Consider the following 19,326-nt stretch of genomic DNA (forward strand, 5'->3'; position numbering starts at 1 on the left):
CATCGCAGTCGTTCGATTCATGAAGAAGCCCGTCGGCCTCGGGGTCGGCGCCTTGATCGGAGTGGTCGTCGGCGTGGTCGGATGGGGCGGCTTCAACACCGCCATGGAGGCGACCTCCAGTTTGGAGTTCTGTACGTCTTGTCACGAAATGAGAGACAATGTCTTTCAGGAGTACAAGAAGACGATTCACTACTCGAATCCCGCCGGCGTCCGCGCGGTCTGTTCGGACTGCCACGTCCCGAAGGATTGGAGCCACAAGATCATTCGCAAGGTCCAGGCTTCCAAGGAGGTCTGGGGCAAGATCACCGGCGTGATTGATACGCCGGAAAAATTCGAGAGCAAGCGCCTCGAACTCGCCAAACACGAGTGGGCGCGGATGAAGGCGTCCGACAGCCGGGAGTGCCGCAACTGCCACTCCTTCGAGGCGATGGATTTCACCCACCAGCGGCCGAAAGCCTCCAAGCAAATGCAGAAGGCCTTCAAGGAAGGCGGCACTTGCATCGACTGTCATAAGGGCATCGCGCACAAATTGCCGGATATGTCGGGCGGCTTCCGCTCCAAGATGAAGGACCTCAAAGCCGAGGGCCTGAAGAACGGCGGCAAGGCGGAGAAGAGCTGGGCGCTCACCACCTCGCCGGCCTGGGGCGATTTGGACAAGGCCGCCGCCGGCGGTTCGGGTGAAGGCCGCATCCTGCCGGCCGCGCCTGTCACCGTGCTGAAGCTGTCGGGCGATCTTGCTCAAGTCCGCATCGATGGCTGGCAGCAGGCCGGCGCCGAACGGCTGATCGTCGCGCTGCCCGGCAAGCGGATCATGCTCGCCGCGGTCTCTGCCGCGCTTGCGGAGACCGCGCAAGTGAAGTCGACCCGCCATGATGACGAGACCGACCTCGATTGGAAAGAGGCCTCGATCGTGCTGTGGATGCCGAAGGCCAATCTCACCGCCGACCAGAAAGCGTTGTGGGCCTACGGCGAGGAAATGTTCGACGCGTCCTGCGGCGCCTGTCATTCGCCAGCTCCTCCCGGCCATTTCCCGGCGAACCAGTGGGTCGGCATCGTCAACGATATGAAGGCCAACACCTCGCTCGAGGAAGACGAGGTGCGCTTCCTGCAGGCCTATCTTCAGAACCACGCTCAGGACGTCGTGGGCGGTCACTGATCGAAGCGTTACCGCGCGGCGCGTTCGCCACGCGGGCAGGGGGCTCTCTCCCGGAGATCATTCGATGAAGTTCAAATCCGCCGATCCATTCTTATCCGCTGATTGCTTTGCCGAACTCGCCCGCCTGTTCGGCGCGCCGCTCGATGAGGCCGAGATCGCCGCGCTGTTCGAACGCGGACACTTCGATGCGCTGCAGGCGCTGGACTGCGACCCGCGGCACGCGGTCGACCTGCGCGGCGCCATTGCTGCCGTGAAATCGGCCGGCGACGCGGCGGCGGCGACGTCGCGGCTCAACAGCGTGTACTGCCGGCTTTTCCTCGGCCTCGGCCGGACCCCGGCGACGCTGCCGATCGAATCGGCGCATCGCGGCGAGGGGCGACTGTTCCAGGAACCGGCCGCCGTCATGAGCGAAATGTTGGCCGCCCACGGGCTGCGCCTGACCGAGAGCTGCGCCGAGCCTCCGGATCACCTCGCCGTCGAACTGTCGCTGCTCGAGCAATTCATCCGGCTGCAGGCAAGCCTCGTCGACATCGACGAACGTCCCGCCATCGCCACCTTGCGCCGACGCCTTGTCGAATGGACGCCGGGTTTTGCCGAGGCCGTAGCCTTGCACGATCCGACCGGCTTCTACGCCGCGCTCGCCCGCATTCTCGTTCGTCTGCTCGATGACGTCGCCCTCGATTCTGTTTCCGTCGCCTAGGCCGGAGGACATCATGACCGCGCTTTGCCTTCGCGCCTTCCTCGCCTCCCCCGCCGGGGTCTCCCCGCGCCAGACCTGAAGGTCGCGCGACGCTCGGCGTCAAACCCATTGTCGTTCGGGCCGCACGTGACGGCCCAGTTACTAAGGAGCCTAAGATGTTCCCGCATTCCCCCTACAGTCTCTCCCGCCGTCGCTTCCTCACCGCTGCGAGCACGCTTGCCGCCTCCTCGGCGCTGTCGCCGCTGTTCGGCATCAACCCCGCCGGCGCTGCCACGCCCGACGGCGAGGTCCTGAGCTGTTCGAATTTCGGGGCCTTCTGGGCCAAGGTGCAGGCGGGCCGAGTGGTCGGGGTCAGGCCGTGGGAGGGCGATCCCCACCCGATCGCGACCATCGAGGGCGCCGTCGACCTCGCTTATTCGCCCTCGCGCATCCGCTATCCGATGGTGCGCCGGTCGTGGCTCGAAAAAGGCCCCGGCGCCGAACCCGAGACCCGCGGCCGCGATGATTTCGTCCGGGTGTCCTGGGACAAGGCGCTCGACCTCGTCGCCGCCGAGATCAAGCGCTGCGCCGCGATCGGGCCGTGGTCGATCTACACCGGCTCCTATGGCTGGGGCCACTTCGGCCGGCTGTTCAACTCGCAGACCGGCCTGCGCCGGCTCTTCAACCTGGTTGGCGGTTCGGTCAGCTCGTCGTCGAACTATTCCAAGGCCGGCCTCGAGGCGATCATGCCGTACGTGCTCGGCCAGATCGACGCCGAGGGCCCGCAGACCTCGCACCAGACCATCCTCGAGAACACCGACCTCATGGTGTTCTGGGCCTGCGACCCGCTCAAGGACAATCACATCTCGACCAACGTGCCCGATCACGGCGAATACGGCTGGTTCGAGGCGATGAAGAAGGCCGGCAAGAAGGCGATCTTCATCGATCCGATTAAGACCGAGGGATGCAAGCTCCTGAACGGCGAATGGCTGCCGGTGCGGCCGCATTCCGACGTGGCGCTCGCGCTCGGCATCGCCCATGTGCTGATCACCGAGAACCTCGCCGACAAGAAATTCCTCGCCGACTACACCACCGGTTGGGAGGTCTTCTTCGACTACGTGACCGGCAAGCCAGACGGCACGCCGAAGACGCCGGAATGGGCGGCGGAAAAGACCGAGATCCCGGCCGAGACCATCCGCGATCTCGCCCGTCGCTTCGCCAAGGGCCGCACCATGCTGGTCTCCGGCTGGACGCCGCAGCGCCAGCAGCACGGCGAGCAGTTCCCCTGGGTGTTCGTCACGCTTGCGGCGATGATCGGCCAGATCGGCCTGCCCGGCGGCGGCTTCTGCCAGCGCTACCATCTCGACAATGCCGGCGCGCCGCAGGCCGATAGCCCGGCGCTGTCGACCACGATGCAGGCCGGCAAGCGCAAGGAGACGATGCCCTGGCCGAAGGAGAAGGGCGCCGAGACGATTCCCGTCGCCCGCATCGTCGACATGCTGATGAACCCCGGCAAACCCTACGAGCACAACGGCAAGACCTTCACCTATCCCGACGTCAAGATGACCTACTGGGTGGGCGGCAATCCGCTGCATCACCACCAGGACCGCAACCGTCAGATCGCGGCCTGGAAGAAGTTCGACACGGTCATCGTGCAGGACTTCCAGTGGACTGCCTCGGCCCGCTTCGCCGACATCGTGCTGCCGGCGGCGACCGGGCTCGAGCGCGAAGACATCGAGGGGCTCGGCGTCGTCACCCGCAAGGCCTACTTCGCCGTGCGCAAGGTGATCGAGCCGCTGTACGAGGCGAAGTCCGACTACGTCATCTTCCAGATGCTCGCCGAGAAGCTCGGCCTGGAGCCGGAGTTTTCCGACGGCAAGACCGAGCTAGATCGGGTCAAGCAGGTCTATGCCGCGGCCTTGGAGCAGGCCACGGCCAAGAAGATTCCGATGCCGGATTTCGATACGTTCTGGAAAGCCGGCATCGTCGAATTCGCCACGCCCGAGAAGAACCTGCGGCGGACCAAGTACGCGCAATTCCGTGAGGATCCGCTGCTCAATCCGTTGCCGACCCCGTCCGGCAAGATCGAGATCTTCTCCAAGACGATCGCGAAGTTCGGTTACGACGACTGCCCGCCGCATCCAACCTGGCTCGAACCGGTCGAGTGGCTCGGCGCCAAGGAGAAGAAGTACCCGCTCCACGTCAATTCGAACCATCCGGACTACCGGCTGCATTCGCAGTTGAACGGCACCAAGGTGCGCTCGAACTACGCTGTGGCGGGGCGCGAGCCTTGCACGATCAACAGCAAGGACGCCGCGGCGCGCGGCATCAAGGCCGGCGATGTGGTGCGCGTCTTCAACGATCGCGGCCAGTGCCTCGCCGGGGCCGTCGTCTCCGACGATATCCGCCCCGGCGTGATCCAGCTGCAGGAAGGCGGCTGGTACGACCCGGTGAAGGCCAACGAGCCGAACGCGCTGTGCAAATACGGCGACGTCAACGTGCTGACGCTCGACATCCCGACCTCACGGCTCGCGCAGGCCACCTCGGCGCACACCTGCATGGCCAACGTCGAGCTGTTCAAGGGTGAGCTGCCCAAGGTGACGGTCTTCGACCAGCCGAAAAACGGCTGATCCCGATCTGTTTCCGAGAGCGGTTTTGCCGCTCTCGGCCGCTCGATTGTGGAGGTGATACCATGCCCAGCACCGGTCAAGCCGCTTCGGTCCGGCTGAGGCATTTCTTGGCTGTGTTGGTCGTCGGCGCGGTCATCGGCCTGGAAGCGATGCCCGCCGCCGAGGCGGCGCGGCTTCGCCTCCGGGCAACGATGGAGCGCTATTCCGGCAATCCGGCCTATCTCGCCGTCTATCTGACCGACGCCAAGGGACACTTCGTGGCGACGGTGCAGATCTTCGGCGACAAGGTGCAATACTATCCGCATCTGTCGCATTGGATGCGCGCCGTCGGTCCGCAGAGCGTGCCGCTCGACGGCATCACCGGCGCGTCGGTCGGCTCCGGCCGCGGGCTGGACGTCACCGTCGAGGTCGCCGACACCCTGATCGGCGCCGGCCTTCAGCTCCGGGTCGATGCGGCAGCGGAGAACATCGCCGACAATCCCGCCGAAATCATCCTCCCGCTCGAAAAAGCCGCCGACGGTCGCGATGCGATCGGACGCGGCCTCATCGCGCGGTTTCACTTCGAGATGTGAGATACAGGGGGATCGCAGATGCCGGCGCGTCGATATCACCTCTGGCTCGGCTGCCTCGCCGGTCCCTTTTTGGTGGTGCTCGCCGTCACCGGCGTCCTGCTTGCGGTCGATGCGCTGTGGGCGCGGGCGACCCAACCCGCCGCAGCGCCTGCCAGCCTGAGCGTCGCCGAGCTTGCCGCGGGCCTTGCCGGCCACGGCACTCTCGAACGGTTGGCGGTGACGCCGGTGGGCACGATCGTCGCCCAATTCGCCGCGCCGCGCCGTCGCGCCGCGGTCGACCCGACCGATCTGTCGCTTCGCCCGGTCGCGGAGACGGGCGACACGATCCGCACCGCGACCGAAATCCACCGCACCCTGATGATCGGCGATCGAGGTCGCCTCATCCTGGCCCTCGCCACATGCGCGGGCCTGTTGCTCGCGGCAACCGGCCTCGCACGGATCTGGCGCGGCGAACGTGGCGGCGGGGCGCTGCGGCGCCTGCATCGTGGCCTTGGCCTCACGTTCGCGCTGCCGTTTGTCGTCTCCGCAGCGACCGGGCTCGGGCTTGCCGTCGCAACCATCTTTCCCCTCCAGATCGACGGCATTCGCCCGGCTTTTCCGGCAGCGTTCGCCGAGGGCGACCGGCTGCCGGTCGGCGCGGTCGCGGCGCTGGCGTCGGTTGCGGTCGGCGATCTCGAGGAACTGGTGCTGCCGCGCGCCGACGATGCCAATGACGGTTATTTTCTGGCGACCGCCGATCGCTTCGCCTGGATCGATCCGGTGAGCGGCGGTGTTGCGGCGGCGAGCGAGCGCCCGGTGATGCATCGGCTGGCGGCCGCCGTCCTGCGCTTCCACGCCGGGCGCAGCATGACGGCGCTGGCTGTCATCTTCGGTCTTGCCGCCGCCGCAGTCGGGTTGCTCGGACTCACCGGCCTCGCTGTTGGCGGGATTGCGATCGCGATCCGTCGACGACGGCCCGTCGTCAGCGGCGCCGCCGCCAAGGCGGATACCATCATTCTCGTCGGCAGCCAGGGCGGCACGACATGGGGCTTCGCCGAGCGGTTGGCGGCGCGGCTGATCGAGGCCGGCCACCTGGTCGATCTCGCGGCGATGAACAACCTTGCGTCGGAATATCCGAAAGCCCAGCAGCTCATCGTCCTCACCGCGACCCACGGTATCGGCGAGCCGCCGGATTCTGCCGACCGGTTTCTCGCGCGCCTGCCGCAGGCGACCCTGCCACCGGCCTTCGCCGTGCTTGGATTTGGCGACCGCGAGGCCAAAGCCTTCTGCGGCTTTGCCGAAGCGGTCGACGCCGCGTTGCTGGCCACGGGGGCCAAGCCGATGCTGTCGCTCGAGCGCATTCATCGGCGGTCCGAAACGGACTATGCGGCCTGGGTCGAGCGGCTGCTTGCCGCGCTCGGTCATGGTCGGCAGGCCAGCCTTCCGACAGACGCGTCGACTGCTCGCCAATGGCCGGCGCCCGTGGTCCGCGGATCGCCGACGCGGCGGGTGCTCTCCGGAACGGCGATGGGCTCGCGTTGGTCGGTGCAGCTTTGGCTGCCGCAGGATCACGACCTGTCCGATCTCACGGCGCGTCTTTCGGCCCGTATCGCCAGGATCGAAACATCGTTGTCTCGCTTCCGCGGCGACTCCGAAGTCATGGCCTTCGACCGGGCGCCGTGCGACGTGTGGCAATCGGTATCGCGCGATCTGGCCGAAGTCCTTGCCGTCGGCCTCGACATCGGGCGTCGCTCGGGCGGGGCCTTCGACGTCGGGCTCGCAGCCGAAGTGGCGGCCTGTGGTTTCGGCTCCGGGTGGAGCGGCAGCGGCGTGGCGCGGGATCGGATCGTTGCTGCGCATGAAACGATTGAACTCGATCGCGGCGCTCGGCGGATCCGCAAGCGCGCTGCCGTCTCGCTCGATCTCGCCGGCATTGCCAAGGGCTGGGCGGTCGACGAGCTGTCGCGTCTCGTCGCCGAGGCAGGCTTTCCGGCGCATCTCGTGGCGCTCGACGGCGAGCTCCGCGCCGGCGCCGTGCAGCCGGACGGGCGGCCGTGGGCGATCGGTCTCGAGGCGCCCGCGGTCGGCCGCCGCGCCGTGATCGGCCACATCGACCTCATCAAGCGGTCGGTCGCGACCTCCGGCAACAATCGCCGCTTCGCTGCGAACGGCGGCCACACCCTCGACCCGGCGACCGGACGCTCGGTCGCCGCTGGGCCGGCCTCGGTGAGCGTGTTCGCTTCGACCTGCATCGTTGCCGACGCCTGGGCGACGGCGCTCATGGTGCGCGGCCGTGATGGCCTCGCCGCAGCGCGGGCTGCCGGCGTTGAAGCCCTGTTCGTAGCGCGCGAACCGCTTGCGATGCCACCGGCGACGCGTGCTGCGCGGTGGCTCGGCGCGCAGCTCTCAAATCACAGGAGGTGCCGCGACGCACAGCCCTGATCGTCGGACCACGACGATCCTTGCGACAATCAGCCGGACGCGCCCGCGGGCATCATCCGGACCAGAGATGAACCACAGGCCTGGCCGGTCGAGCGACCGGCGGGCGACAAAAGGAACAGCAATGTCGATCACACGTAGTACCTTTATCCGCAGCGTCATTCCCGGCGCGGTCGGACTGGCGATGTTTCCCCACCTCGCGCGCGGCGCTTCCGGCGCCGGCGGCGTCGTCGACGGTCGAGTGCTTGTGAACACCTCGATCGGCCCGATGTTCTTGGTGAAGAAGGGCGGCAAGGTCGTCGGCGTCGAGCAACTGAAGCAGGACGGCGAACCCTGGAAGCTGCTCGGCGACATGCCGGACCGGCTCTACAACAAGGCGCGCGTCAAGGCGCCGATGATCCGCCGCGAATTCCTGAAAAATCGCGAGAAGAGCGATCGGACCGACCGCGGCAGTCGCGACTTCGTCGAAGTGAGCTGGGACGACGCGTTGAAGATCGTCAGCGAGGAAATGCAGCGCATCAAGACCAAATTCGGTAACGCCTCGCTGCACCGCGGCAAGAGTTCTTGGGCCTCGAACCACGCGCATTTCTATCGCACCGAGGCGCTGCTGCAGCGCTTCCTGAACGGCTTCGGCGGCTCGTCGACCTTCTTCGGCAACTACTCGAACCAAGCCATCTCGGAGATCTTGCCGGCGGTTGCCTGGTCAAGTCCGGCTGCGGCGACCGACTGGCCGGTGATCCATCAGAACGCCAAGCTGATCGTGCTGTGGGGCTGCAATCCGGTGGCCACCACCCGCATCCTGTCCGGCCGCTACGCCACGCACGCCTGGTACGAGGCGAAGAAGCGCGGCATCGAGATCATCGCGATCGACCCGATGAGGTCGGAGTCGGTGAAAGAACTCGGCTGCGAGTGGCTGCCGATCCGGCCCAACACCGACGTCGCGCTGGCGCTCGGCCTGATGCACACGCTGCTAACCGAGAACCTTCAAGACAAGGCGTTCATCGAGGGTTACACCAAGGGCTTCAAGGATTTCGAGCCCTATCTCACCGGCGCCAAGGACGGCACGCCGAAGACCGCCGAGTGGGCTTCGGGCATCACCGGCATTCCGGCGGAGACGATCCGCGGCCTCGCCCGCAAGATGGCGGGCACCCGCACCACCATTGCCGGCGGCTGGTCGACCCAACGCCAGCATCACGGCGAACAGGCCCCGTGGGCCTTGGTCGCGCTTGGCGCCATGCTCGGCCAGATGGGGCTTCCCGGTGGTGGTGTGAGCTTCGGCCTGCACTATGCCGACGGCGGATATCCGCGGCCGACCATGCCGGTGGTCGGCGGGATCTCGCCCGGCAGCAATGCGGTGCCGAATCCGTTCCCGATCGCCTGCCTGTCGGACGCATACTTGAACCCGGGCAAGACCATCGAGTGCAAAGGGCGCAAGATCACCTATCCGGACATTCGTCTCGTCTATACTTCGGGCGGCAACCAGCTCACCCATCATCAAGACACCAACCGGGTGATCGAAGCCTTCCGCAAGCCGGAGGTGGTGATCGTGCAGGATCCTTGGTGGAGCCCAAGCGCCCGCTTTGCCGATATCGTGCTGCCGGCTTCGAGCGATCTGGAGCGTAACGACCTCGGCCAAACCCTCAACCTCATCACTGCCGCGCATGCGGCCGTCGATCCGCTGTTCAAGTCGCGTACCGACTACGACATCTTGACCGAACTCGCCGACCGGCTCGGCCACCGCCAGGCCTTCACCGAGGGACGCAGCGAGATGGAGTGGGTGCAGTTCTTCTATGACGCGGCCAAGGCGCAGTCGAAGGCGGTGAAGATGCCCGACTTCGACGAGTTCTGGGCGGGCGAGGGGATCATCGAATTCCCCGCCGGCAAAGGCGAATTCGTACATTTGGCCGACTTCCGCAACGATCCGCTGCTGCAGCCGCTGTCGACTGCCTCCGGCCTCATCGAGTTCGTCTCTCCCTACGTCGGCAAGCTCGGCTACGATGACTGCCCGGCGCATCCGACCTGGATCGAGCCGGTGGAATGGAAAGGCAGCAAAGGGGCGGACAAGTTCCCGCTGCAGCTGATCTCTCCCCACCCGCCGCTGCGTCTGCATTCGCAGATGTGCAACACCGAGACGCGCAAGAGCTACACCGTCGCCGACCGCGAACCCGTCGTCATCAACGCCGACGACGCGGCAAAAAGGGGCATCAAGAGCGGCGACATCGTGCGGCTGTTCAACGACCGCGGCCAAACGCTTGCCGGTGCGATCGTCACGCCGGACATCCTCCAAGGCACGATCTGCCTGCACGAGGGCGGTTGGTACGACCCGGCTAAGCCCGGCGAGAAGGGAGCTCTCGACAAATACGGCTCGCCGAACCTGCTGACCCTCGACGTGCCGCTGTCCTCGCGCTTTGCCCAGGCAACCATTGCGGGCACGGCAATCTGCGACGTGGAGAAGTGGAAGGGCGAGGCCCTGCCGGTGACCGCCTTCGACGCCGTCGGCTGAGCGGAACGTCGCCATGGCGCCTTGGGGAGAACATCCCCAGGGCGTCGCGGTGGCGCTTGGCCAGCCCGCGTGATGGTTGTCGGTCGGCGCTTTACCGCTCGTTGCGCAAATGCCTCGGGAGTCGTTGCGCTGCATCGGCCGAATCGGCATGCTGCTCGAGCTATTCGAACGAGCATGGTCTTTTTCGAAAACCGGTATCCCCTTTTAGGGATCATGCTCTAGGTTCGCAGCGACGTGTCGCTGGGAACGGCCCTTCCCGAAGCGCGCGACCGGTGTTTGCAAAGGGCGTTCGGATTCCGTGGGCATGAGATATTTGCGCATCCTGGCCTACGCCTGCGCCGCGGCGCTGCTGCTGCTGACCATCGTCCCGGCGGATCAGCGGCCGGTCAGCGGCTTGCCGCACGACATCGAACATTTCGGTGCGTTCATGCTGCCGGGCCTGCTGTTCGGATTCGCTTTCGAAAAGAAGACGCCGTTGCTGCTGCTCGGCGCGATCTGGTTCTGCCTGCTGCTGGAAGCCGTGCAGATCCCGTTGTCGACGCGCCACGCGCGGCTGGAAGACGCGCTGGTCGACAGCCTCGCCATGTGCATCGGCGTTCTGGCCGGGCGGATCGCCAAAACCCAGTTTCTGCGCTTCCAAGCGTGATCGCGTCGATGCCGGCTCCGCCCCGCAGGCGAGACGGGTCCGAGCCAACGCAAGGCTGCCGCGCAGCCACGCTATCGTGGCACGGCCCAGCAATCCGCACCCAAGGGGATGCGACTATCGGCCGGTCAAGCGGCGCTTGGCGATGCGCCACATCAGACCGGGATTTTGCCGCAATACGTTGAGCGCATTCGGGATGAAGCCTTTGCCGAACGGCACGTAGATCCGGGTCTTGACCTGGTGATCCGCGGCCCAGCGCCGCAGCGGCTGCAGCGGCATTCCGAACAGCAGTTCCAGTTCGTAGGATGTGCCGGTGGCGCGGATGCGGCGGATCGCTTCCGATGCCAGCGGCAGGTCGTGGGTGGCGACTGCGATATGGCGCGCGCGCCCCGCCAGCCGGTCGATCACGTCGAGAAATCCTTTTCCCATGTCGCGCTGCGGATCGCCGGGGTCCGGCCATTGGCCCTTTACGACCCTGACGTTCAATCCGTTAGCGACCGCCCAGTCGGCATCCGCGACGCTGCGCGCCCAGCGTCCGGGCAACGTAGTGCCGACGCAGCCGGCGCCTACCCGCGTCAACATCGCCTGCAACATGGCATTCGAACGATCGGCAACCTCGATGCCGTGAGAGTCGCAATGCAGCCGCACGCCCGATGCCGCCGCGGCCGCGGCGAGCTCGATCGCAAGCGACGGATCGAACCGCAGCGCCGGAGGCTTGACCGAGACGTAACTATCAAGGCTGCCGTCGGAGAGCCGCGCGATGCTCGCCAGATAGATGTCGGCGACCTCGCGGCCGGCGTAGTCCGCGGTGTCCCAGAAGCCGAGCGTACTCGCCGCATTCTCCAGCGCCAGACGGCGGGCGACGCACAACGCATCCTCGACGGTGTCGCCGCCCAGATAGGGGCGGGCGGCGTGTTCGACCAGCGGCAGGATCGAGGCCGAGAGCCTGTCCCTCAGCCCCCGCTTCCAACCCTGCCACGGCGACTGTTCCGTCGACGGCGGCGGCGCGGTATCGAAAACCTGCTGTTTCACGTTCAAGGCTGTCGCTCCTTGACTGAGTAAGCTTGTCCGCTGCGCAAAGCCGCCTCGGCGAACGGCGCGGCGCTCACGCCTTGGCCGGGCCGGTCTGGCCCGCCACCAGCTGAGTCGGCAGCGTGCCGTCGATCCGCTTCTTCAGATTCCGCGCGGCGTCGAACAGCTTCGGGGTCCGATCCCGCAATTCGTCCTTGGCGTAGCCGATCAACCGCTGGCCGAGCGGCGGCTGGCCGATCGATCCCAGCACGCGCCCGTGCGTGGCGTAGATCATCTTGTAGTCCTCGCTGCCGATCGAAAAATCGAACTCGCGGTGGCCGAGGCGGTGGCTCTCGCTCAGCATGAAGCTGAGCAGCTGGTGTCCCACCGAGTATTTCCGGAACGCCGGATCATAAGTGAAAATCCAGCCGGACCAGGTGCGGTCGTGCACGAAGCCGATCCACAGCGACAACAATTGGCCGGAGGCGCGCAGCGTCGAGGCGACCAATTGGCCGCGGCTGCGCAATGCCTCGAGAAACTCCATGGTGTGCGGGGCGGCGAAATAATCCGCCAGGCCGCTGTCGCGCAGCTGCCGGCTCTTCCAACGCTGCGCGGCGTCGAACACGTCGGCCTGCGTGTCGTTCATGGTGAACACCAGTTCGCCATGCGCCGCGGCGAGGCTGCGCCCGCGGCGCTCGCGATCGCGCACCAGGCTCTTGTGGTGCTTCAGCAGATAGGCCTTGTAGTCGTCGTATTCGGGAAACTGCGACCAGTCGACATAGGGCGCGAGCTCCAGGCCGGGAAACTGCGCCGGATCCCACTGCGTCCGCTCGATCACCCGGCGCGCCACGGCGGGCGCGTACCGGCCGTTGCGGGTCGCTCCGCGAGTCTCGGTTTCAAGCAGCGGCTGGTGGAAATCCAAGAACTGATGTCGCGTAATGACACGCTTGTCATTGACCACGAGAAGCCGAAGCACCTCGTCGCCGATTTGTACGTCTTCGATGCGCGCGCGCTGGCCCTTGAAATAGACCGCCGCGACGGCGTCGAGATAATGCTCTGATGCGTAGAAATTCATCGGATCCCAATCCGTGCGTCTCCCAGTATGGGAATATACTGGCACAGCGCGTTCCGCCCGCTACTCATTCCTAGCGAAACGGTTAATCCTTCGATGACGCAATATCCGACCAGTTCGACGAAATATTGCATGATCAAAGCGTCACGGCGTCGATCGGATCCGGCGACCTCGCCGGCGGCCGCGGTTGGGCCCGACGCGCGAGCGGCGGTGGCGCGACGCCCCGTTGCCTTTCACGCCGCGTTAACCAAACGCCGCTACACAATGCCGATTGGCGCCAACCCATGCGCGACCTGAAGAATGCCGGGGCAAAGCATTTCATCCCATGATCGACATTCGGCGTTTTGAAGTCGTCGCGGTCGTTCAAGCGGCCCTGGATGGACTGGATGTCCTGGCCTCTGCTCGGTGTCTCGCCGTGGTGGCGTCGCTGCTGTTGGTGTGGGTGACGCTGGAGCCGTTTGAGGACTTGCGCATCGCGACCCTGCCGGGCGCGCCGGCCGGCAAATTGGCGTTCACCTATCTGGCGTTCGGCGCGCTGGCGCTGCTCACCGTGCTGCTGTCGGCCTCCGACAATATCCCGGCGCTGAAGTCGCTGTGGACGCCGCTCCACCTCTGCCTGCTCGGATGGATGGCGTTCAATATTGCGTTGTCGCAAAGCCCCGGCGTTTCGCTGCAGCGCTTCGTGCTGACCGCCAGCGTGATCTCGCTGGCGCTGATGATCCCGCTGTTGCCGCCCACGCAAGCCGCGTTCAAATGGTGCTTCGCGGTCGCCGCCTTGCTGCTTCTGGCGCTGTGTTATTTCGGCCTGGTGGCGGCGCCTGCGCTGGCGATCCATTCCGCCGCCGACGTCACCGAACCCGATCTGGCGGGAGATTGGCGCGGCAGCTTCGCGCACAAGAACGCGGCCGCGGCGGTGATGGCGATCCTGGTCTATCTCGGGCTCTATCTCGCAACCAACGGGCTGCGTCTGTGGGGCGGATCGATCGCGGCCCTCGCCGCGCTGTTTCTGGTCGGCTCCGGCGGCAAGAGCGCGCTGGCGTTGTGCATCGGGGTCGGCCTGTTGGCCCAACTGATCGCGACCATCAGAAGCCTCTGGCTGAAGATGCTGGTCTGCCTGGTGCCGGTGGTGCTGATGAATCTGCTGAGCGTCGGCAGCGCGATCAACACCGGCCTGGCGGCCATCGTCGGGCTGCTTCCGATCGATACCAGCTTCACCGGGCGAACCGATATCTGGAAATATGCCTTCGCGGCATTTCTCGATCACCCGTTCCGCGGCTATGGCTATGCGGCGTTCTGGGAGAACGCCAACCGCACCTCGGCCGAGGATCTCGGCTGGGCTTCCACCTCGCCGCACAGCCACAACAGTTATCTCGATCTGGCGCTCACCATCGGTTTGCCCGGGCTGGTGCTGGTGATCCTGGTGTTCGTCGTTGCGCCGTTGCGCAATTTCCACGTCATCCAATCCGCGGACCGCAGCAGCGGACTGGCCCGGCTGTTCCTGGTGATCTGGATGTTCGGGGTTTACTTCGCCACCATGGAGACGTTCTTGCTCGACCGGCAGAATCCGACCTGGTTCAGCTTTGTGATCGCGGCCGCCGGCCTGCACTATCTGGCGAGGTTCGGCGTGAAAGCGTAGCGTGCCGCGCGCTACGTCATCGACACAGGGCGTCGCGCGACCTGGTCGTCGGCCACGCTCTTGGCGATGTCGTAATACTGCTGGGCGCGCTGTTCCAGCGTCAGCGATTGCAGAACGTAGTCGCGCGGCGCGAACCCGCCGTTCTGGCTGCGGCGCCAGAATTCCGGCCATTGCGACCGAAAGGCCTCGATGTCCTTGAACGTCAGTCCGCAGCGCGCGTCCCAATAGGGCACCGAGGTGACCGGCTCGTAGACCACCTTGTGGGGGAAGTAGTTGGGATCCTGCCAGGCGCCGCCGCGATCCCAGGCGAAGATCGGCACGCCGCAGGACAGCGCCTGCTGATAGGCGATGCCTTGGCTTTCATGTTCGCACAGGAAGATCATGCTGCGGCAGCGCGCCAGCGCCTCGCGGAAATCATCCTCCTCATAGGAGCCGTAGCGCAGTTCCAGCACCGAGCGGCCCTCGGCCTCGAGCCGGGCGCGGATCGGATCGATCAGAGCCGGCGCGATGCGGTCGTGCTCCCAGCGCACCTTGTCGTACAGCAGGACGTCGACCGACTTTCGATCCTGCGGCGAGGGCGCCCACAACTCGGTGTCGATCCCCACCGGCCAGCTTTTGACCTGCTTCCAATACGGCCGGCACATGTCGACGTACCAATCGCCGGGAACCAGCACCATCTTGATCGGCAGCCTGTCGAACAAGCCCGGCGCGTCCACCGGATGATCATAGCCGGCGACGCCGAGCAGGATCGGATTCTTCCACGCGATCTTGTCCAGCAGGAACCGACGCCCGATGATGCAGGCGAGTTCGTTCGGATGTTTCTGAATGTATCTGTAGTCGTTGACGCGGTAGCGGATGCCCAACCGGTCGAGCCCGGCGCACAGATTGAGGAAGACGCGGGTGTGGCCGGCCGGTTGCGGTTTGCCGAGCAGAAGGTGGCGCAACAACGATCGGACATGGCGATCGCCCGGGAACCAGCGATCGTCCTTTTCCTCGTAAAACAGATTCAGGATCATGGGGGCAGGACTGTCCTTCCACCGCCGATATACGCACTGTCTCCGACAGTTCGCTAAAACTCTTAACTGCAGAATGAGCGAGCGGTTAACGTGTTTGCGGATTCGGCGGAGGTGCGATTAGTCAATCCGCATGGTTTCCGTGGCAGGCTGGGGTATTGCCGCTGCACATGGTTAAGCTCGTGGCTGCAGGTTAAGCGTTAACGACGGCGCGCGAATTGGTTTTATGTCGGAGCCTCGGCTCGTTAAAATGCGAGCTATCGCAGCGGGCGGCCTCGGTCCGTGTGGCGAGGGCGGGTTCGTTCAGGCCGCCTCGGATGTTCAGAGCAGCGGTGAACAGCGATGAGCAGGCGGCGGACCGGCGAACCCCATAACCGCTCGCGCGGGTCGGCAAACCGCATCGGGGCGACATGCTGAATCGGTATTTTTCCATCTATCTGGGCGCGCATCTGGTGCCGGCGGTGATCGGCTTCATCGCCATCACCGCCTATACCCGGCTGCTCAACCCGGCGGAATACGGCGTCTACGTGGTCGGCATGAGCATCGCCGGAATCGTCGGCGCGGTGTTCTTCGTCTGGATCCGGCTGTCGGTGTCGCGCTATCAGGCGAGTTCGGCCGACGTCGATTTCCGCGGCACCGCGATGGTCGCCTACGGCCTGACGCTGGCGGCGATGGGCTGCGTCGCGCCTGCGGCGATTCTGCTGCTCAGCCCGGACGTCAACGTCTACCTGTTGGTCGGCGGCGTGTTCACCGCCTTGGCGGTCGGCGCCTTCGACATCGCCCAGGAGTTCGCCCGCGCCACGTTGCGGCCCTATCGCTATGCGGCGATCGGCATCACCCGAGCCGTGCTCGGTCTGGCGCTGGGTTGGCTGGCGATCGAACTCGGCTGGGGCGGCCTCGGGCTGCTCTGCGCGGTCGGCTTGAGCTTCCTGATCGGCGCCGTGTTGAACGCGATCGACGGCAAGGCACCGCGGATCAGCCGCTATCGGCGTGACCAGTTGATGCAGTTCGCGCGCTACGGGTTGCCGTTGTCGCTCGGCGGCCTGTCGATGGCGCTGTACAGCACCAGCGACCGGCTGGTCGTCGCCTATCTGCTGGGGCCGGATGCCGCGGGAAAATTCGGCGTCGCGGCCGATCTTCCGCGCCAGTTCATGGTGATGCTGGCCTCCAGCGTCGCCGCGGCGACCTTTCCGATCGTGTTCCGGACGTTCAGCGGCGAGGGCCTCGCCGCGACCCGCGAGCGGTTGAATGAGAACATCGAATTGCTGCTCGCCGTGATCCTGCCGGTCGCGGTGTGGCTGGCGTTGGCCGCCGACCAGGTGGCAGGGACGCTGGTCGGGCAGGACTTCCGCGCCAGCGTGACGCTGCTGCTGCCGATCGTCGCGCTGGCGCGGGTGCTCGGTGTGATCAATCAGTTCTATCTGCAGATCAGCTTCCAGCTGGCCGAACGGCCGATGCTGCCGGTGATCCAGTCGATCATCACGCTGGTGCTGAGCATCACCTTGATGTTCCCGCTGGTCGCGGCGTTCGATCTGCTGGGGGCGGCCTATGCGACGCTGGTCACCGAGGCGGCCGGCGTGGTGATCACCATCGTTTTGACGCGCAAGGCGTTCGTGCTGCCGTTCGAGCCGCGCCGGCTGGCCGGAGTGCTGCTGGCCTCGGCGGTGATGGGCGTCGCGATCTACGCCACCCGGAGCGCGGTGGGCGGCACCGGACTGATTTCGCTGATGACGGTGAGCGCCGCGGGCGGGGTGGCCTATGCCGCCGCCGCCTGGCTGCTCAACGTGGTGCGAATCAGGACCTCGATGTCGTCGTTTCTCCGGCTGCGGATGGCGCACTGATGACGGCGCCACGGCACATCCCGACCTCCTCGAAGCGCGGTGTAACACGCCGGCAATTGCTGCGGACCGCGCCGGCCGCAGCGCTGCTTGCGCTGGCGTCGCCCGGCGCGCGCGCGGCCGCCATCCGCCCGCGTCGCAAGATCCCCTATGGCGCAGCGGTCGCGCTCGACGATCTGCGCGGCGATCCGCGGCTCGGCGCCGCGCTCGCCGGCACTTGCAGCCAGATCGTGCCGGTGAGCGAATTGAAATGGAGCGAGCTGCGGCCGGCGCCGGGGCAATTTGCCTTCGAGAAGGCCGATGCGCTCGCCGGCTTCGCGGCCGACAACGGCCTTGCGATGCGCGGCCATACGCTGGTCTGGTACGCCGCCTTGCCGGACTGGACGAAGGAGATCGACAGCGAAGCCGCCGCCGAACGCGCGCTGCGCGAGCACATCGAGACCGTGGTGTCGCGCTATCGCGGCCGGATCCGCTCCTGGGACGTGGTGAACGAGGTGATCCCCGACGAGGCCCATCAGCCCACCGACCGCCGGCCATCGCTGTGGTCGCGCTATCTCGGCGAGCGCTACATCCCGTTGGCGTTCCGGATCGCCGCGGAAGCGGATCCCAAGGCGCAGCTGGTGCTCAACGACTACGACATCGAATTCGGCGACCCGCGCTGCCGCCGCAAGCGCGCGGCGTTTCGTCATTTGATCCGGCAGTTGCAGGACGCCGATGTGCCGATCCATGCGGTCGGGCTGCAATGTCATCTGCACGGCGAGATGGCGGTCGATCGCGCCGGGCTCGAGAGCTTCGTGGCCGAGTTGCACGGCAACGGTCTCAAATGCCTGGTGACCGAACTCGACGTGATGGATCAGCATTTGCCGGCGCCGGTGCAACGCCGCGACGCGCTGGTCGCCGCGCAGGTCGGCGAGCTGCTCGCCGCGGTGACCGCGCCGGGGCCGCTCGACGCTTTGCTGACCTGGGGCATTTCCGACCGTTACAGCTGGATTCCCTATGCGGCGCCGCGCGCCGATAAGCGGCCCAACCGGCCGCTGCCGCTCGATCGCGAATTCCAGCGCAAGCCGTTCATGGACGTCATCGATCAATTCACCGGCAGGGAGGCATGACCATGCAAGTCCGCACTGCGCTTCAGATCAATCTGCATCCTCTCGACGAGCGTCATGCCGTGCACACCTTGCCGCATCAGCTCGAGGTGTGGGGCGGCCAGGTCGACCGCGTCGTGCTGACGGTCGACACCAAACAGAGCGCCAGCGGCCGTTACGGCGGCGACGCCTATGAGGACAGCCGCGGGCGGCTGTTCGGACTGCTCGAAACCATCGCCAACCAGGCCTCGAACGTCGAGATCGTCGAGGTCGACTACGCGCCGGCGGCACTGGAGGCGGTGCGGCAGCGCTATTTCGCGTCCTCCGCGGCCCATCCGGAAAAGGCCTTCGACGGTGGCCCGTTCCACGCCTATTTCTACGGCCTGCTGCGATCCCGCGCCGACTACGTGGTCCACATGGACAGCGACATGTTGTTCGGCGGCGGCAGCCAGGCTTGGCTCGATGAGGCGATCGGCTGGCTGCAGCGCACCCCGGATGCGCTGTTCGCCGGTCCGTTGCCCGGTCCGCCGCGGGCCGACGGCACGCTGCCGGATCTGCACCGCTCGTTTCCCGGGCTGGCCTGCGTTGAGCCGCCGCAACGGCTCGAGGCCGATTATCCCGCCTATCGCTTCGAGAGCGTCAGCACCCGCATTTTCGTGCTGGACCAGGGCCGGTTCGACGCCGCGGTCGGCGCGCTGGATCTGGTCCGTCCGAATTTCAAGCGGCGGCTGCGGGCAAGGCTATTTCACCAGTCGCCGCTGTCGATGCCCGCCGAGGAAGTCATCACCGCGGCGATGATGCGAAAGCGGCTCGCCCGCATCGACTTCCTAGGATCCGGCGCCGGGATGTATTCGCTGCATCCGCCGTTCCGCTCCGAGAAATTCTACCGCGAATTGCCGAACCTGATCGGCCGGATCGTCGCCGGCGCGATTCCCGACGCCCAGCGAGGCGACTATGACATCAATTCAAGCCTATTCGACTGGAGCGAAGCGCTTCGCCAAAAGACCAAGGCCCGACGCCTCGTCCGCGCCGCCCGTGCCCTGCTCCCGAGTTGACGACGCTCCGCTGGC

Annotated in this window: 14 protein-coding genes; 11 read left to right on the plus strand and 3 right to left on the minus strand. The window is 66.0% G+C overall.

The features are described from left to right. Positions 1 to 19: 19 nt before the first annotated feature. From RPC_RS03295 to RPC_RS03325, 7 genes are all read left to right on the plus strand, one after another. Positions 20 to 1,156, plus strand: a complete 1,137-nt coding sequence (locus RPC_RS03295; RefSeq protein ID WP_041801342.1) for a NapC/NirT family cytochrome c — start codon at positions 20 to 22, stop codon at positions 1,154 to 1,156. A gap of 64 nt (positions 1,157 to 1,220) precedes the next feature. After that, the gene (locus tag RPC_RS24920; RefSeq protein ID WP_011471137.1) at positions 1,221 to 1,856 is read left to right on the plus strand and encodes a TorD/DmsD family molecular chaperone; all 636 of its coding nucleotides are present in this window, start codon (positions 1,221 to 1,223) and stop codon (positions 1,854 to 1,856) included. A 155-nt stretch (positions 1,857 to 2,011) separates the two neighbouring features. Next, on the plus strand, positions 2,012 to 4,465 hold the full coding sequence (locus RPC_RS03305) for a molybdopterin guanine dinucleotide-containing S/N-oxide reductase (protein ID WP_011471138.1): 2,454 nt from the start codon (positions 2,012 to 2,014) through the stop codon (positions 4,463 to 4,465). A 62-nt stretch (positions 4,466 to 4,527) separates the two neighbouring features. After that, the gene (locus RPC_RS03310; protein ID WP_011471139.1) at positions 4,528 to 5,037 is read left to right on the plus strand and encodes a DUF2271 domain-containing protein; all 510 of its coding nucleotides are present in this window, start codon (positions 4,528 to 4,530) and stop codon (positions 5,035 to 5,037) included. A gap of 18 nt (positions 5,038 to 5,055) precedes the next feature. Continuing rightward, positions 5,056 to 7,458, plus strand: coding sequence for an FAD:protein FMN transferase (locus tag RPC_RS03315; protein WP_011471140.1), 2,403 nt, complete (start codon positions 5,056 to 5,058; stop codon positions 7,456 to 7,458). A 121-nt stretch (positions 7,459 to 7,579) separates the two neighbouring features. Continuing rightward, positions 7,580 to 9,958: a molybdopterin-dependent oxidoreductase gene (locus RPC_RS03320; RefSeq protein WP_011471141.1), complete on the plus strand. Its 2,379-nt coding sequence runs from the start codon at positions 7,580 to 7,582 to the stop codon at positions 9,956 to 9,958. 304 nt (positions 9,959 to 10,262) lie between these two features. Beyond that, positions 10,263 to 10,604, plus strand: a complete 342-nt coding sequence (locus RPC_RS03325; protein WP_041801343.1) for a hypothetical protein — start codon at positions 10,263 to 10,265, stop codon at positions 10,602 to 10,604. Between the two features lie 114 nt (positions 10,605 to 10,718). On the opposite strand, the gene RPC_RS03330 is transcribed toward RPC_RS03325, so the two are convergent. Next, on the minus strand, positions 10,719 to 11,639 hold the full coding sequence (locus tag RPC_RS03330; RefSeq protein ID WP_011471143.1) for a proline dehydrogenase: 921 nt from the start codon (positions 11,637 to 11,639) through the stop codon (positions 10,719 to 10,721). A 67-nt stretch (positions 11,640 to 11,706) separates the two neighbouring features. Next, a complete protein-coding gene (locus RPC_RS03335) occupies positions 11,707 to 12,687 on the minus strand; it encodes a GNAT family N-acetyltransferase (RefSeq protein ID WP_011471144.1) in 981 nt (326 codons plus the stop codon). A 322-nt stretch (positions 12,688 to 13,009) separates the two neighbouring features. Between RPC_RS03335 and RPC_RS03340 the strand changes: the two genes are divergently transcribed. After that, positions 13,010 to 14,320 carry an O-antigen ligase family protein gene (locus RPC_RS03340; RefSeq protein WP_011471145.1) on the plus strand — a complete coding sequence of 437 codons (1,311 nt, stop codon included), beginning with the start codon at positions 13,010 to 13,012 and terminating at the stop codon, positions 14,318 to 14,320. Between the two features lie 11 nt (positions 14,321 to 14,331). Here RPC_RS03340 and RPC_RS03345 read toward each other — a convergent pair whose 3' ends face one another. Then, a complete protein-coding gene (locus RPC_RS03345) occupies positions 14,332 to 15,336 on the minus strand; it encodes a glycosyltransferase (protein WP_011471146.1) in 1,005 nt (334 codons plus the stop codon). Positions 15,337 to 15,743: 407 nt separating this feature from the next. Between RPC_RS03345 and RPC_RS03350 the strand changes: the two genes are divergently transcribed. Genes RPC_RS03350 through RPC_RS03360 form a run of 3 tightly spaced genes read left to right on the plus strand, consistent with a single transcriptional unit; the run spans position 15,744 to position 19,311 of the window. Further along, on the plus strand, positions 15,744 to 17,174 hold the full coding sequence (locus tag RPC_RS03350; RefSeq protein WP_011471147.1) for a lipopolysaccharide biosynthesis protein: 1,431 nt from the start codon (positions 15,744 to 15,746) through the stop codon (positions 17,172 to 17,174). Next, on the plus strand, positions 17,174 to 18,280 hold the full coding sequence (locus tag RPC_RS03355; protein WP_011471148.1) for an endo-1,4-beta-xylanase: 1,107 nt from the start codon (positions 17,174 to 17,176) through the stop codon (positions 18,278 to 18,280). Before RPC_RS03350 ends, RPC_RS03355 begins: the two co-directional genes overlap by 1 nt. Positions 18,281 to 18,282: 2 nt before the next feature. Next, on the plus strand, positions 18,283 to 19,311 hold the full coding sequence (locus tag RPC_RS03360) for a glycosyltransferase family 2 protein (protein WP_415914792.1): 1,029 nt from the start codon (positions 18,283 to 18,285) through the stop codon (positions 19,309 to 19,311). The last annotated feature ends 15 nt before the right edge of the window (positions 19,312 to 19,326 follow it).

Origin of the sequence: Rhodopseudomonas palustris BisB18, from assembly GCF_000013745.1 — a bacterium.
GTDB classification, from domain to species: domain Bacteria; phylum Pseudomonadota; class Alphaproteobacteria; order Rhizobiales; family Xanthobacteraceae; genus Rhodopseudomonas_A; species Rhodopseudomonas_A palustris_F.